General features: G+C 73.0%; 12 protein-coding genes. 5 read left to right on the forward strand and 7 right to left on the reverse strand.

Annotated elements, in window-relative coordinates:
* Window positions 1-13: 13 nt before the first annotated feature.
* Complete coding sequence (locus ACFYW5_RS19200) at window positions 14-649, reverse strand: TetR family transcriptional regulator (RefSeq protein WP_389418428.1); 636 nt, start codon at window positions 647-649, stop codon at window positions 14-16.
* Window positions 650-783: 134 nt separating this feature from the next.
* Between ACFYW5_RS19200 and ACFYW5_RS19205 the strand changes: the two genes are divergently transcribed.
* The 3 genes from ACFYW5_RS19205 to ACFYW5_RS19215 all read left to right on the forward strand — a co-directional run bounded on the left by ACFYW5_RS19205 (window position 784) and on the right by ACFYW5_RS19215 (window position 4,670).
* On the forward strand, window positions 784-1,503 hold the full coding sequence (locus ACFYW5_RS19205) for a VOC family protein (RefSeq protein ID WP_389418201.1): 720 nt from the start codon (window positions 784-786) through the stop codon (window positions 1,501-1,503).
* 163 nt (window positions 1,504-1,666) lie between these two features.
* A complete protein-coding gene (locus ACFYW5_RS19210) occupies window positions 1,667-4,003 on the forward strand; it encodes a PQQ-binding-like beta-propeller repeat protein (RefSeq protein ID WP_389418202.1) in 2,337 nt (778 codons plus the stop codon).
* A 163-nt stretch (window positions 4,004-4,166) separates the two neighbouring features.
* Window positions 4,167-4,670 (forward strand): hypothetical protein, encoded by a 504-nt coding sequence (locus ACFYW5_RS19215; protein WP_389418203.1) that lies wholly within the window; start codon window positions 4,167-4,169, stop codon window positions 4,668-4,670.
* Between the two features lie 6 nt (window positions 4,671-4,676).
* Here ACFYW5_RS19215 and ACFYW5_RS19220 read toward each other — a convergent pair whose 3' ends face one another.
* The 3 genes from ACFYW5_RS19220 to ACFYW5_RS19230 are packed head-to-tail and all read right to left on the reverse strand — an operon-like array spanning window position 4,677 to window position 7,018.
* The gene (locus ACFYW5_RS19220) at window positions 4,677-5,450 is read right to left on the reverse strand and encodes an enoyl-CoA hydratase/isomerase family protein (protein ID WP_389418204.1); all 774 of its coding nucleotides are present in this window, start codon (window positions 5,448-5,450) and stop codon (window positions 4,677-4,679) included.
* Window positions 5,447-5,863, reverse strand: coding sequence for a Zn-ribbon domain-containing OB-fold protein (locus ACFYW5_RS19225; protein WP_389418205.1), 417 nt, complete (start codon window positions 5,861-5,863; stop codon window positions 5,447-5,449). The genes ACFYW5_RS19220 and ACFYW5_RS19225 overlap by 4 nt, the downstream gene beginning before the upstream one ends.
* A 6-nt stretch (window positions 5,864-5,869) precedes the next feature.
* Window positions 5,870-7,018 (reverse strand): lipid-transfer protein, encoded by a 1,149-nt coding sequence (locus tag ACFYW5_RS19230; RefSeq protein ID WP_389418206.1) that lies wholly within the window; start codon window positions 7,016-7,018, stop codon window positions 5,870-5,872.
* Window positions 7,019-7,103: 85 nt separating this feature from the next.
* On the opposite strand from ACFYW5_RS19230, the gene ACFYW5_RS19235 reads away from it, so the two are divergent.
* Window positions 7,104-8,654, forward strand: a complete 1,551-nt coding sequence (locus ACFYW5_RS19235) for a FadD3 family acyl-CoA ligase (RefSeq protein WP_389418207.1) — start codon at window positions 7,104-7,106, stop codon at window positions 8,652-8,654.
* Window positions 8,655-8,692: 38 nt separating this feature from the next.
* On the opposite strand, the gene ACFYW5_RS19240 is transcribed toward ACFYW5_RS19235, so the two are convergent.
* The gene (locus tag ACFYW5_RS19240; protein ID WP_389418208.1) at window positions 8,693-9,145 is read right to left on the reverse strand and encodes a phospholipase; all 453 of its coding nucleotides are present in this window, start codon (window positions 9,143-9,145) and stop codon (window positions 8,693-8,695) included.
* Between the two features lie 226 nt (window positions 9,146-9,371).
* On the opposite strand from ACFYW5_RS19240, the gene ACFYW5_RS19245 reads away from it, so the two are divergent.
* The gene (locus tag ACFYW5_RS19245; RefSeq protein WP_389418209.1) at window positions 9,372-10,019 is read left to right on the forward strand and encodes a DUF5701 family protein; all 648 of its coding nucleotides are present in this window, start codon (window positions 9,372-9,374) and stop codon (window positions 10,017-10,019) included.
* Window positions 10,020-10,104: 85 nt separating this feature from the next.
* Here ACFYW5_RS19245 and ACFYW5_RS19250 read toward each other — a convergent pair whose 3' ends face one another.
* Both ACFYW5_RS19250 and ACFYW5_RS19255 read right to left on the reverse strand, forming a co-directional pair.
* On the reverse strand, window positions 10,105-10,305 hold the full coding sequence (locus ACFYW5_RS19250; protein ID WP_389418210.1) for a hypothetical protein: 201 nt from the start codon (window positions 10,303-10,305) through the stop codon (window positions 10,105-10,107).
* 240 nt (window positions 10,306-10,545) lie between these two features.
* Window positions 10,546-13,518, reverse strand: coding sequence for a BTAD domain-containing putative transcriptional regulator (locus ACFYW5_RS19255; RefSeq protein WP_389418211.1), 2,973 nt, complete (start codon window positions 13,516-13,518; stop codon window positions 10,546-10,548).
* Window positions 13,519-13,606: the final 88 nt, after the last annotated feature.

A 13,606-nucleotide genomic window follows, 5' to 3' on the forward strand; every position in this document is an offset into this window, starting at 1 on the left:
GGTTCCGGGGCCGCTACTTGGACGGCTTCTTGCCGGTCACGCCCAGGTGCACCAACAGGGCCAGATTGGGCTTGAGTTCGGCCTGCTTGACGCCCCAGGTCTGGAAGCCCTTCTGGTGCGAGGCCACCGCCGCGAGCATCGCGACGAGCGAACCCGCCACCGCGGCCGGGTTGACGTCCTTGTCGACCTTGCCCTTGGCCTGCAGCTCCGCGACCGCGTCCGCGAGGGAGTTGTTCACCGAGTTGAGGATCTTCATCCGGATCTTGTAGAAGCGCTTGTCTCCCTCGGCGGCGCCGAGGTCCACCACGCGCAGGATCGCGTCGTTCTTCCGCCAGAACTCCAGGAATCCGTCGACGAGTTCCTGCGCGGTCTGCCAGCCGGACTTGCCGACCCACGACCGCCCCGCGAGCAGCTCGGTCAACCCGGCGCCCTCCGCGGCCATTTGCTCGGCGACCTCCAGGACGGCGCCCTCGACGTCCGGGAAGTACTGGTAGAAGGTGGCGGGCGAAGTGCCCGCCTTCCGGGCGACATCGATGACTTTGACGTCCCGGTAGGGAGAGGAGCTGAGCATCTCGCTGAGGCAGTCGAGCAGCTTCTGCCGGGTCGCCTGCCCACGCCGGCCGGCCACGCGGCCGTCGACGGTACGCACTTGTCCTGTCATGTCGTCAGCTTACCGAGGGGTGATCGGAGCGCGATTCGGCCGACTGCAAATGGGGTGCCCGGCTGCGGGGAGGCTGGTGTGCCTGGTCTGCGGCGTGCACAAGGGGCCGTTACTTTGGCGGCATGGCCGAAAACAGGGCATCCGGGTATGTCGAGGGCGTCCCCTGCTGGGTGGACGCCCAGCTCCCCGACGTCGAGGCGGGCAAGCGGTTCTACGGTGAGCTCTTCGGATGGAGCTTCGACGAGCGGGGATACGCGCTCAAGGACGGGGAGCCGGTCGCGGCCCTCGTCCCCAAGACGGACGGACGGATGCCGACCGTCTGGACGGTCCACTTCGCCACCCCCGACGCCCGGGCGCTGGTCCGGCGGATCCGGGAGGCGGGCGGCCAGATCGTCACCGCGCCCGTCGAGGCCGGTGCCGGGGACGGGGTGACCGCCCTGGTCACCGACCCGGAGGGCGCCGTCTTCGGCCTCTGGCAGGCGGGCAGCCACCCCGGCTTCGGGCGCCGCCGTGAACCCGGCACTTTCGCCTGGGCCGAGCTGTACGCCCGGGACACCGAGGCCGCCAACGACTTCTACGGCGACCTCTTCCACGAGGCACTGTTCGGCCCCGGTGCCGAGCCGGACTTCGGCCGCGCCCCGGTCTCCGACGTCTTCCCCGCCGAGATGCCGCCCCACTTCCTCGTCCACTTCGCCGTACGGGACTGCGCGGAGGCCGTGGAAGCCGTGCGGCGACTGGGCGGACGGGTCCAGGCTCCACCCTTTGAGACGTCGTACGGCACGGTGGCCGTCGTCACCGACAATCAGGGGGCGTCGTTCGCGCTGCTCGAGCGCTCGAACTGAGGTTTTTGTCCGAAGACACCCCGATCTGCCCCCGGGTTCGCAACCGTGCCCGCGTACAGGAAGAATCGGGGTGCGTGCCGCCATGGCGGTGCGGTGGTGAGACGCTGCACGGGGCCGCGTACATACGTGGGTGACGCGGCCCGTACGGGGAGGTGGCAGGCAAGTGGTGGATCAGCTGACACAGCACGATCCGCGGCGTATCGGGCCGTTCGAGGTGCTGGGACGGCTGGGGGCCGGCGGCATGGGGCTGGTCTATCTCGCGCGCTCGGCGTCCGGTCGGCGGGTGGCGATCAAGACGGTCCGCACGGAGCTCGCCGAGGACCAGCTCTTCCGCGTCCGCTTCACGCGCGAGGTCGAGGCGGCCCGGGCCGTCTCCGGCTTCTACACCGCGGCCGTGGTCGACGCCGACCCGCGCGCCGCCGTGCCGTGGCTGGCCACCGCGTACGTCCCCGCGCCCTCCCTCGAGGAGATAGTGAACGAGTGCGGGCCCCTGCCGGCCCAGGCGGTGCGCTGGCTGGCGGCGGGCGTGGCGGAGGCGCTGCAGTCGATCCACGGCGCCGGCCTGGTCCACCGCGACCTCAAGCCCTCCAACGTCCTCGTCGTCGAGGACGGCCCCCGGGTGATCGACTTCGGGATCGCCTCCGGTGTCTCGAACACCCGTTTGACGATGACGAACGTCGCCGTGGGCACCCCCGCCTACATGTCCCCCGAGCAGGCGAAGGACTCCCGCAGCGTCACGGGCGCGAGCGATGTCTTCTCGCTGGGCTCGATGCTGGTCTTCGCGGCCACGGGCCATCCGCCCTTCCACGGCGCCAACCCGGTGGAGACGGTCTTCATGCTGCTCCGGGAGGGCCCGGACCTCGAAGGCCTCCCGGACGAACTGCGCCCGCTCATCGAGTCCTGCATGCAGATGGAGGCGACCGCCCGCCCCAACCCGGCCGACCTCCAGGCCCAGCTCGCACCCCACCTCTTCGGCTCCGGCTCGGACGACAGCGGTACGGCGTCGGCGTGGCTGCCCGAGCGGGCGGTGAGCCTGATCGAGGCCCGCCGCAACGGCCGCCCGCCGGCCAAGCCCGGCCCCGCCGCCTCGGGCCGCAGCGCCGGCCGCGCGGTGCCGCCCCCGCCCCCGCACGCGCCCCCCGTCCCGGCCGGTGCCCCCGACACCGGCCCGGTGCGCCTGGCGGGCGCCCAGGTCCCGATCGGACCGGGACCGCGCGTCGCCGACGCCCGCGCCGCCGCCGTGAAGGCACCGCCGCCGGAGGCCGGCCTGGTCGCCTCCTGGTCCAAGCCGCGCCCCGGGGTCAACGGCACCGACGCGGCCGTGGGCCCGGCCGTGCCTCCCGCGCCGGCCGCGCCCCCGGAGACGGCGAGCGGCTGGCGCCCCTGGCGGTTCCGCATGTCCAACGACGTGTGGGGCACGCCCGCGGTCTCCGGCGACCTGGTCTACGTCACCTCCTTCGAGGTGCACGCGCTGGACGTCGGCACCGGCCGCCGCCGCTTCAAGACGAGGGACGTCGCCTGGTCGATGGCGGTCGCGGACGGCCGTATCCACGCCTCCGACGGGCCCACCCTCTTCGCCCTGGACTGCCGGGAGGGCGGTGACCTGTGGCGGCTGCCGACGGACGCCTGGGTCTACTCCCTGAAGGCCGAACGCGGCACCGTCGTCACCGGCACCCGCGGAGGCGGGGTGCAGGGCTGGGAGGCGTCCACCGGACAGAAGCTGTGGGAGCTGACCGGCGCCCAGACCGACTTCGAGTCCCCCGAGGCGGGCCCCGCCCTGCACGAGGGCACGGTCTACGTCTGGCAGGACGCCCGGCTGCGCGCCCTGGACGCCCGTACGGGTGACGAGCGCTGGTCGTACCCCATCGGCGACGCGGCGTCCTGCGGCGGTGTCCCGGTCCGGGTCTCGCAGGCGGTGGACGGCTATGTCTACGTCTCCGCGGGCACCCGGGTCCTGGCGCTCGACGTCACCTCGGGGCAGGTCCGCTGGCACTTCGAGGCACCGGCGGTCTTCCTCTGCCCGCCGGCCTTCGTGCCCGGCCCGGCGGTGACCGGCGGCGGCGTGTACCTCGCCGACTACCTCGGCACGGTGTACGCCCTGGACGCGACCGACGGCCGCGACCGCTGGCGGATCGCGACCGAGTCCAGATCCTCCATCGAGCCGGTGCTGGTGGCCGCGGGCCATGTGCACGTGGGCAGCGGCAAGGGGCTGTACACGCTGGACGCGGTCACCGGAACGCCGAAGTGGCGCTTCCAGGCGGGCGGGGAGATCGTGGGGGCGCCGTCGGTGGCCGAGGGCCGTATCCACTTCGGCTCCACCGACCATCTGCTCTACACCCTCAAGGCCGACGACGGCCGGCTGCGCTGGAAGCTGGCGACCGGTGGCGAGATCACCGGCTCGCCCCTGGTGCGGGACGGGGTGGTGTACGCGTGCAGCAAGGACCGGTGCGTGTACGCGCTGGACGCGGAGAAGGGCACGGGCACCGCACGTACGGCGTGAGGCGGGGGACGGCCGTCGTACCGGCGCACGGAAGGGAGTCCGGACGGCGGCCGCCGCTGCCGGGAGCGGCCGGGACGCCGCCCTCCACCCCGACGCTACGCCGGGGACGACCTGGTCGCCACGCGGTGACATGGTCGTGACAGGCGGTCAGTAGGGTCGCCGTATGGATCTTCGGGGGCGCAGGCTCAAGTACGCAGCGGTGACGGCGATGGTGGTTCTGGCGCTGACGGGTTTCTCGTCGGGCCGGGGCACCGGCGGCAGCGGCGGGGACGGTGACTCGGGCGGCGGGTGCAGCAGCTCCGGCCAGGACCACGACAGTTCGTCCTCGCGTCAGGACGACGACTACGACGACTACGACGGCTCCGGCTCGGGTGGCTCCGGTTCCGCCGAGGCGGCGCAGGACACCACGGTGGAGCTGGTGAGCTGCGCGACCGAGGCCGACCCGTACGCGGTCGTCGAGGTCACCAACCCGGGCGGGGTCAGCGACCAGGTCACCGTCGTCGTCCACTTCCTGGACGCCCAGGCCGCCGTGGTGGATCTGGCCACCGTGGACGAGGTCGTCCCGGCGAACGAGACGGTGACCGTCCAGGTCGGCCTTCCCGACGCGGCCGTGGCGGCCCGGATCGACCACTGCGAGGCCGAGCTGATGCCCGGCACGACCGGCTGACGGCCCTCACCTCACCCGGGGGCTCCCGGTCCGCCGCCCCGCGAACAGCTCCGCCTGCCGCTCGGCGGGCGCGTTGCCGAGCGCGATGAGGTGCGGGGCCTGGGCGAAGGCCGGGGCGCGGGCCGCCTCCTGGGCCGCCCACAGGGCACGGACGGTGCCCTGGACGGCCTCGGCGGGGTAACCGGCGATCACGCGGGCGCACTCCAGTGCGGCTGGCAAGTGGCCGCCGTCCTCCGTGAGTTCGGAGACCAGACCCACCTCGTGGGCCCGCCGGGCGGAGATCCGCTCGGCGGTGCCCATGAGCATCATCCGCGCCACCTCGCCCGCGGGCATCCGCTGCGCCATCAGCGCCGACTCGTAGGCGCTGACCATGCCGTAGGTGGTGTGCGGATCGAAGAAGGCGGCCGTGGGGTCGGCGATCACGAAGTCGCACTCGCCCAGCAGATAGAAGGCCCCGCCGCAGGCCATCCCCCGCACCGCCGCGACGACCGGCTTCCACAGGTCGTTGGACTTGGGCCCGATCCTCAGCAGCGGATCGTCCTGCATGTACGGCGAGTTCGGCTGCTCCACCACGGCATCCCGGTCGATCCCGGTGCAGAAGGCCCGCTCCCCGGCGCCGGTGAGGACGAGCGCGCGCACCGAGTCGTCGAAGCGGAACGCCCGCCAGGTGTCGGCGAGTTCCCGTGCCGTGGCGAGGTCGATGGCGTTGAGCCGGTCGGGCCGGTTCAGGGTGACGACCGCGACGCCGGTGTCCCGGTCGGCGGAGACGCGCAGGTTCACGGCCGCTCCGGAACCCACTGCGGCAGCCCGCCGGGAGCGAAGACGGCCTGCACCCGGGCCCCGATGCGCACCCGGTCCGGCGGCAGGGAGCCGAGCGGCTCACCGGCCCGGCCGACGAGGTTGCCGACCAGGCGGATCCGGGGCGCGTCGACGAGCTCGACGAGCACCACGTTGTACGGGGCCAGCGCCGCGTACTCGGGCAGCAGGGGCGGGTGCGGGACGACGTAGGACCAGATGCGGCCGTGTCCCTTCACGGGCCGCCACCGGCTCGCGAAGGACTGGCAGTGCGGGCAGCACGGCCGGGGCGGGAAGCGGGGCTCGGCGCAGTCGGCGCAGGTCTGGACGCGGAGTTCGCCCCGGGCGGCGTATCGCCAGAAGGGGGCGCCGTCGGCGTCGGTGACGGGGGTGAGCATCCTGGATCAACTCCTCAGGAGCAGCGCGGAGGTGGGCACGCCCTCACCGGCGGTGACCAGGCAGGTGGCGGCGCCGGGGACCTGGGCGGTGCTGGTGCCGCGGAGCTGCTTGACGCCTTCGGTGATGAGGTTGAAGCCGTGGACGTACGCCTCGGAGAGGCCGCCGCCCCCGGTGTTGAGGGGCAGCCGTCCGCCGATCTCCAGGGCGCCGCCCTCGGTGTACGCCCCGCCCTCCCCGCGTGCGCAGAAGCCGTAGCCCTCCAGGGAGAGCGGGACGAGCGGGGTGAAGGCGTCGTAGATCTGGGCGACGTCGATGTCCTGCGGGGTGAGGTCGGCGTGCTTCCACAGGTGCCGGGCGGCGGTCCAGGCGGGGCCGGTAAGGGGGTCGTCGTTCCAGTAGTTGACCATGCCGTGGTGCTGGGCGGGCAGGCCCTGGGCGGCGGAGTGGACGTAGACGGGCTTGCGGGCGCAGTCTCGGGCCCGTTCCCCGGTGGTGACGACACAGGCCAGCGCGCCGTCCGTCTCCAGGCAGTTGTCGTACAGGCAGAGCGGTTCGCTGATCCAGCGGGAGGTCATGTACATCTCGCGGGTGAGCGGGCGGTCGTACATGATCGCGGCGGGGTTCTGGTTGGCGCGGTTGCGGCAGGCGAGGGCGACGTTGAAGAGGTGGTCGCGGGTGGTGCCGTACTCGTGCATGTGGCGGCGCGCCAGCATGGCTATCTCGTCGACCGGGCGCAGCAGCCCGAAGGGTCGCGTCCACTGTGCGGGCGTGGGGAGTTGGACGTCGGTGTTGGTCCAGGGTCTGGGTCCGCTGCCGCGTTTGCGGGAGCGCCAGGCGACGCCGACCGTGGCCTGGCCGGCCGCGATGGCGGCGGCGAGGTGGGCGACGGTGGCGCACGAACCGCCGCCGCCGTAGCCGACTTTGCTGAAGAAGGTGAGGTCACCGAGGCCGACCGCCTTGGCCAGCTCCACCTCGTCCGTCTCCTCCATGGTGTAGGAGGCGAGCGCGTCCACCTCGCCCGGTGCGATCCCGGCGTCGTCGAGCGCGGCGAGGACGGCCCGGCAGGCGAGGGTGCGCTCGTCCTCGGGGAGTTGCCTGGCGAAGGCGGTCTGCCCGATGCCCACGATGGCGGTGGCGTCCTTGATCCCGGCCATGCTGCCCCTCCCGTTCGGCGCCCCTGACAGGTCGTCAGGTTATAGCTAATCTGACGGGTAGTCAGCTAGTGGCGGGGAGGCTGTAGTGCGCGGTGACGTGGAGTGGGGCAGCATCGCTGGGCTCGTCCGGTATGCGGCCGAGCGGTACGCGGGCGCCGAGGCGGTGGTGGAGGGCCGTACCCGGATCTCCTACGCCGAACTGGGCGAGCGGGTCTCGCGGTCGACGGCGGCGTGCCTCGCGCACGGGGTCCGGCCGGGCGACCGGGTGGCGATCTGGGCGCCGAACTCCTTGGACTGGATCGTGGCGGCGCTGGGCGCGGTGTCGGCGGGAGCGGTGCTGGTGCCGCTGAACACCCGGTTCAAGGGGGCGGAGGCGGCGGACGTGCTGCGGCGCAGCGGGGCGCGGCTGCTGTTCGTGACGGGGACCTTCCTGGGGACGTCGTACGTGGCCTCGCTGCGGCGGGCGGGCCTGGCGTCGCTGCCCGCGCTGGAGCGGGTGGTGGTGTTGGCGGACGACGCGCCGGAGTCCTTCCTGACCTGGAAGGACTTCCTGGCCGGCGGGGAAGGGCGGGCGGGTGACCCGGTGGGCCTGGGCCCGTCGTCGCCGTCGGACATCGTCTACACCTCCGGTACGACGGGCCGCCCGAAGGGGGCGGTGATCACGCATGGCCAGACCCTGCGGGCGTACGAGGTCTGGAGCGACCTGGCGGGCCTTCGGCCGGGCGACCGCTATCTGATCGTGAACCCCTTCTTCCACACCTTCGGCTGGAAGGCCGGGGTCATCGCCTGTCTGATGCGCGGGGCGACGATGATCCCGCAGCCGGTGTTCGACGTGGACACCGTGCTGGCGAACGTGGCGGCGGAGGGAGTCTCGGTGCTGCCGGGCCCGCCCACGCTGCTGCAGTCCCTGCTGGACCACCCCGCCCGTGGGGCCTTCGACCTCTCGGCGCTGCGGCTGGTGGTGACGGGGGCGGCGGTGGTCCCGCTGCGGCTGGTGGAACGGCTCCGCTCGGAGCTGGGCGTGGCCACCGTGCTGACCGCCTACGGCCTGTCGGAGGCGAGCGGGATCGTGACGATGTGCCGCCGGGGGGACGACCCGGCGGTGATCGCCTCGACGTCGGGCCGGGCGATCCCGGGCACCGAGGTGCGGGTGGCGGCGCCGTTCGGGGAGCCGGGGGAGATCCTGGTCCGCGGGTTCAACGTGATGCGCGGGTACTGGCAGGACGCGGCGGCCACGGCGCAGGCGCTGACGCCGGACGGCTGGCTGCGGACGGGGGACGTGGGCGTCCTGGACGCGGCGGGCAACCTCCGGGTGACCGACCGCATCAAGGACATGTACATCGTCGGCGGCTTCAACGCGTATCCGGCGGAGATCGAGCAACTCCTGGGCCTGCACCCGGATGTGGCGGACGTGGCGGTGGTCGGGGTGCCCGACGCGCGGCTGGGCGAGGTGGGGCGGGCGTACGTGGTCCGGCGGGCCGGTTCCGTCCTGACGGCGGACGACCTGATGGCCTGGGCGCGCCGGGAGATGGCGAACTACAAGGTGCCGCGGTCGGTGGAGTTCGTGGCGCGGCTGCCGCGGAACGCGAGCGGGAAGGTCCTCAAGAGAGCGCTGCGGGGGACGCCGGAGACGTGATCCGGCGTCCCTGGTGCGTGCGTGCGGGCGGGCCGGGCTCAGCCGAAGGCGCGGACCGCCTGGTAGTAGGTCCAGGCGGTGCTGTTGCAGGCGGTCTTGGTGGCGCCGCCGTAGTTGTTGCAGACGCGCTTGAGGTCCTCGTAGAAGGCGCTGTCCAGGCGGGACTTGTTGGCGCTGAAGGTGCCGGCGGCCTTGTAGTTGCGGTAGCCGAAGTCGTGGCGGGCGCAGGACATCTGGAACGGGAAGCCGAAGGGGTTGTCCGGCGAGGTGGAGCAGTAGTCGGTGGACCAGTCGAAGCCGTAGGCCGACCAGGCGCCCTGGTTGGCCCGGGCGGAGGCCCACGCGTTGTAGCTGCTCGCGCTGGTCTGCGTCCAACTGGACAGGACCTGCGGCTTGTCGGCGGGAGCGGCGTCGGCCGCGGTCGCGGTGGCGACGGCGGTGACGAACGCGAGGGACGAGGTTGCCAGTGCGGTACCGAGTCTGCGGTGCATCCCACACCTCCATGAGGCTGCCGCCCGACTGTCGGGAGGCAGGTTCATGTCATGAGGATGCTCACGTTCTATGCGCGTTCACACCGGGCGGGACCAAATAGCTTGCGAACGCGGAGAGGTGAAGGGTGATCAGGTGGTGAACGGAAGGACCGAGTGCGCGGGAACAAAGGTCCGCCGTCCGTCGTTTGACCCGAGCCGACCTGATCCTTCCGACTCGAGGAGTACCTTGCCCTCTTCCACCGACAGCTCTGTGGTCCTGCCGGGGCTCGTGACGCAGGCGGAGCGTCTGATCGAACTCGGCGTGCACGCGTCCGCGGGGATCACCGCGGACGAGATGCGGGCCTTCGCCAAGAAGGCCGAGGGCGCCGAGAGCGCCCTGCTGGCCGTCCACCCCGACCGCGCCCCCGCCTCGGTCCTCGCCCCGCTCCTGGTCCGCGACGGCAAGCCCGGGTTCGTCGTCACCGACATGCCGGACGTCGACGAGTTCACCCCGTGCGCCGTCGAACTGCCGGATGCCCCGCTCTATCTGGTCCACGGCGTGAACCGCGGCGACGACATGGCGAACTGGAGCCCGGAGGAGGCGCTTCCCGCGCTCATCGGGCGGGGCCGCAGTCCGCTGGTGCTCACCGAGGGCATCCACTGGATCCTCCAGCAGCCGGCCGTCCTGGAGCGCAACCACTGCTTCATGACCATCGGCTCCCGCCTGCGCAAGCCCAACGGCACGCTGGACGCCCGTACCCCGGCGATCTGGATCAGCAACGGCACGGGCCGGGACGGCAAGGAGCGCCGCAACGCCCCCAAGGTCGGCTGGTGCTGGTGGGGCAACCGCCACACCTGGCTGGGCTTCGGCTCGGCCGCCACCCGTACGTCCTAGCCCCGCACGCACCTCGGCCGCGACGGCTCCCCCTCCGCGCCGCCGCGGCCGATCCCCCTGCGGGAAACGTGCTGTGGTTCGGCCGTCAGGCCGGGTTGTCCGTGGCGTGGACGTTCTCCGTGGACGCGTCGCCCGTGGCCTCGGCCTTGAGCTTGAGCGGCTCGCTGGTGGCGTGCACGTTCTTGGTGGTGATCGGCTCGCCGGTGGCGTGGACGTTGTCCGTCGTGGCGTCGCCGGTCGGCTCGCCGGTGGCGTGGACGTTCTCGGTGCTCGTCTCTTCGGTCATTCGCTTGCTCCCCTGCAAGAAAGAACGTGGTCCGGAAGTACAAGATCCGCCCGGCAGCTCCCCCGTGGACTGCCGGGCGGATCTTGCAGGGCCGGTTCACCCTAAGGGTCTCGGCCCCGGCCGTTCCGTCTGCCCCCCGACGCGACGGCCCGACATCACTGAGACTGCCGGGCGGCGATAAACGAACGATGAACGTCCCTTCCCGGGCCTGCAACAGGGCTCAGGAACCCGCACCCAGCCTCAGGGACCCGCACCCGGGCGGCAGACCACCGCCGGCGGAGTCAGCAGAGCCCGGACCCCGTCCGCCTCCGGGGCGCCCAGCGCCTCGAAGATGTCCAGGGCCTCGCGCCAGCACACCCGGGCCCGGTCGAGCTGGCCGATGCCGTTCAGGGCGCGTCCGAGCACGGTGAGCACGTTCCCCCGCCGCCACTCCCCGCCGATGCCGCGCAGCACGGTCAGCGCGATCTCGGCGTTGGCGGCACCCTGAGCGGGCCGCCGGGCGGCGATGTCCACTTCGGCGAGACGGAACAGGGTCATGCCCTCCCACAGCCGCTGCCGGCTGTCCCGGAACACCTGAAGGGCCTGGTGCAGGCAGCCCGCCGCGTCGTTCAGCTGCCCGCTCTGGGTCAGCGCCAGACCGAGCGCGTACCGGCCGTTGGCGCCCTTCAGCGCGTGCCCCATGCTGTCGTACATGGCCGCGCCCTGCCGGGCCAGCGCCACCGCGCTCGCCGTGCGGCCGGTGGCCAGGTGGATCCGCGACAGGTTGCACAGCGCGCTCGCCTCGCCGGGCCGGTCGCCCAGAGCCCGGAAGTCGTCGATGGCGCGGGTGAAGTACGCCTCGCCCTCCTCGTGCCGGTTCTGGTACAGCGCGACCACCCCGCTGATGTTGGCGGCCCAGCAGCCGGTGAGCGGATCACCGGCGGCGGCGGCCAACTGGACCGCCTCCTGCGCCTCCTGGAGAGCCACGTCGAACCGGCTGCCGGAGATGTGGTGCACGAAGGCCAGCTCGGTCAGGGCGCGCCCCTCCGCGTGCGGATCCCCGGCTTCCCGTGCCGCGTTCCGCAGCAGCGCGGCGACCGCCTCGTACTCCTTGGAGTTGGCCCCCGACTCCGCCAGGTCCACCGCGGCCCAGAGCACGTCGACGGCGCGACGCAGCGCCCCCGTCCGCGCGGCCTGACGGACACAGGCCAGCAGGCACACGGCCTCCGAGTACAACCAGTCCTGCGCGGCCCGCCGCGTCTCGAACGTCAGCCCCGGGTACCGGCTCTGCTCCAGGTGGTCCACCAGCCGGTCCCCGGGCCGCTCGATCAGGTACACCTCGCCGACCGTCGCCAGATAGAAGTCCAGCAGCCGCGACAGCGCCGCGCCCCCCTCGCTCGGTGGCTGTTCGTCCCGTTCCGCGCAGGCACGCGCGTAGAGGCGGACCAGGTCGTGGTAGCGGTAGCGGCCCGGGGCCGCCGATTCCAGGAGGGACGTGTCGACCAGGGACTCCAGCAGGTCCTCCGTCTTCTCCACCGGAAGGTCCAGCACCGCCGCGGCCGCCGCCAGCGAGATGTCCGGGCCGTCCGCCAGGCCCAGCAGCCGGAAGGCGCGGGCCTGGGCCGGTTCGAGCTGGCCGTAGCCCAGCTCGAAGGTCGCCTTCACCGCCAGGTCGCCCGCCTGGAGCTCGTCCAGCCGGCGCCGCTCGTCCGCCAGCTTCGCCGCCAGCACCGACACCGTCCAGGTGCGCCGGGCCGCCAGCCGGGAGGCCGCGATACGGATCGCCAGCGGCAGGAAGCCGCACGCCGCCACCACGTCCAGCGCCGCCTCGCGCTCCGACGCCACCCGCTCCTCGCCCACGATCCGCGTGAACAGCGACAGCGCCTCGTCGGGGGACATCACGTCCAGGTCGATCAGGTGCGCGCCGGCCAGGTCCACCATCCGGGCCCGGGACGTCACCAGCGCCGCGCACCCCGAGGTGCCGGGCAGCAGCGGCCGCACCTGCGCCGCGTCCCGCGCGTTGTCCAGCAGCACCAGCACCCGCCGGCCGTCCAGGACCGAGCGGTACAGGGCCGCCCGCTCCTCCAGGGAGTCCGGGATCGCCGAGTCCGCCGTGCCCAGGGCCCGCAGGAACGACCCCAGGACCGTCTCCGGGTCCGCCGCCCGCGCCCCCGCCCCCTGGAGGTCCACGTACAGCTGACCGTCCGGGAACGCGCCCTTCGCCTGATGGGCCACGTGCACCGCCAGCGTCGTCTTGCCCACCCCGCCGATCCCGGCCAGCGCCGACACCGCCATCACCCGGCCCTCCGCCGACGCCAGCACCGCGCTCAGCTCGGACACGAAGGCCGAGCGGCCGGTGAAGTCGGGGACGGTGGCCGGGAGCTGGGCCGGGCGGACCGGGACCACGGACGGTTCCGCGAGCGGCGCGGAGGGTTCCGCGAGGCCCGGGTCCGCCTGGAGGATGCGCTGCTGGAGCTCCCGCAGCCCCGGCCTCGGGTCCACGCCCAGCTCGTCGGCCAGCAGACGCCGGGTGTCCGCGTACACCGCCAGCGCCTCCGCCTGGCGCCCGGAGCGGTACAGCGCCAGCATCAGCAGCTCGCGCAGGCGCTCGCGCAGCGGGTGGGCGGCGGTGAGCGCCGTCAGCTCCGAGACCGCCTCCGCGTGGCAGCCCTGTTCCAGGTCCATGTCCAGGCGGGACTCCAGCAGTTGGAGCCGCCATTCCTCCAGGCGGACGCGCTGCGCCTCGGCGTAGGGCCCGGGGACGCCCGCCAGCGGTTCGCCGTCCCACAGCGCCAGCACCCGGTTCAGCACGTCACGGGCGTGGCACAGGTCCCCGGCCCCGCGCGCCTTCTCCGCCTCCGTCGCCCACTCCTGGGCCAGCGACAGGTCGAGCGCGCCGTCCCCGAGGCCCCGGACCGCGTAGCCGCCGGACTCGCTGGCCAGCACGCCGGGGTCCAGCACCTTGCGCAGCCTGGAGGCATACGTCCGCAGCGCCGCCAGTGCCTGGGACGGCGGTTCCTCGCCCCACAGGGCGTCGATCAGCTCCGCCGCCGTGGCCGTGCGGCCCTCCCGCAGCAGCAGGGCCGCGAGCAGGGCGCGTTGCTGGGGGGAGCCGGTGTTCAGCAGCTCCTCCCCGCGCCAGGCGCGCACCGGTCCGAGCACGCCGAACCGCAGCGCCACCGGCCCCTGCGAGCCGCCACGCCGCTGCTCCGGCACCCGCGGTACACCGTCCATCGCCGTCCCCCCGGAGAACGTCCTGACAACGCAGGCCAGTTTGCCTTGTTCATGGCGGATGCGTCAGCCGTGCGAGACGCCACTCACA

Origin of the sequence: Streptomyces sp. NPDC002779 (assembly GCF_042888685.1) — a bacterium.
In the GTDB taxonomy this organism is placed as follows: Bacteria; Actinomycetota; Actinomycetes; order Streptomycetales; family Streptomycetaceae; genus Streptomyces.

Coding starts and splice junctions, on each gene's coding strand:
- ACFYW5_RS19215 (WP_389418203.1), top strand. CDS start 4,167: ATGGATCTTCGGGGGCGCAGGCTCAAGTACGCAGCGGTGACGGCGATG.
- ACFYW5_RS19205 (WP_389418201.1), top strand. CDS start 784: ATGGCCGAAAACAGGGCATCCGGGTATGTCGAGGGCGTCCCCTGCTGG.
- ACFYW5_RS19225 (WP_389418205.1), bottom strand. CDS start 5,863: ATGCTCACCCCCGTCACCGACGCCGACGGCGCCCCCTTCTGGCGATAC.
- ACFYW5_RS19255 (WP_389418211.1), bottom strand. CDS start 13,518: ATGGACGGTGTACCGCGGGTGCCGGAGCAGCGGCGTGGCGGCTCGCAG.
- ACFYW5_RS19230 (WP_389418206.1), bottom strand. CDS start 7,018: ATGGCCGGGATCAAGGACGCCACCGCCATCGTGGGCATCGGGCAGACC.
- ACFYW5_RS19250 (WP_389418210.1), bottom strand. CDS start 10,305: ATGACCGAAGAGACGAGCACCGAGAACGTCCACGCCACCGGCGAGCCG.
- ACFYW5_RS19240 (WP_389418208.1), bottom strand. CDS start 9,145: ATGCACCGCAGACTCGGTACCGCACTGGCAACCTCGTCCCTCGCGTTC.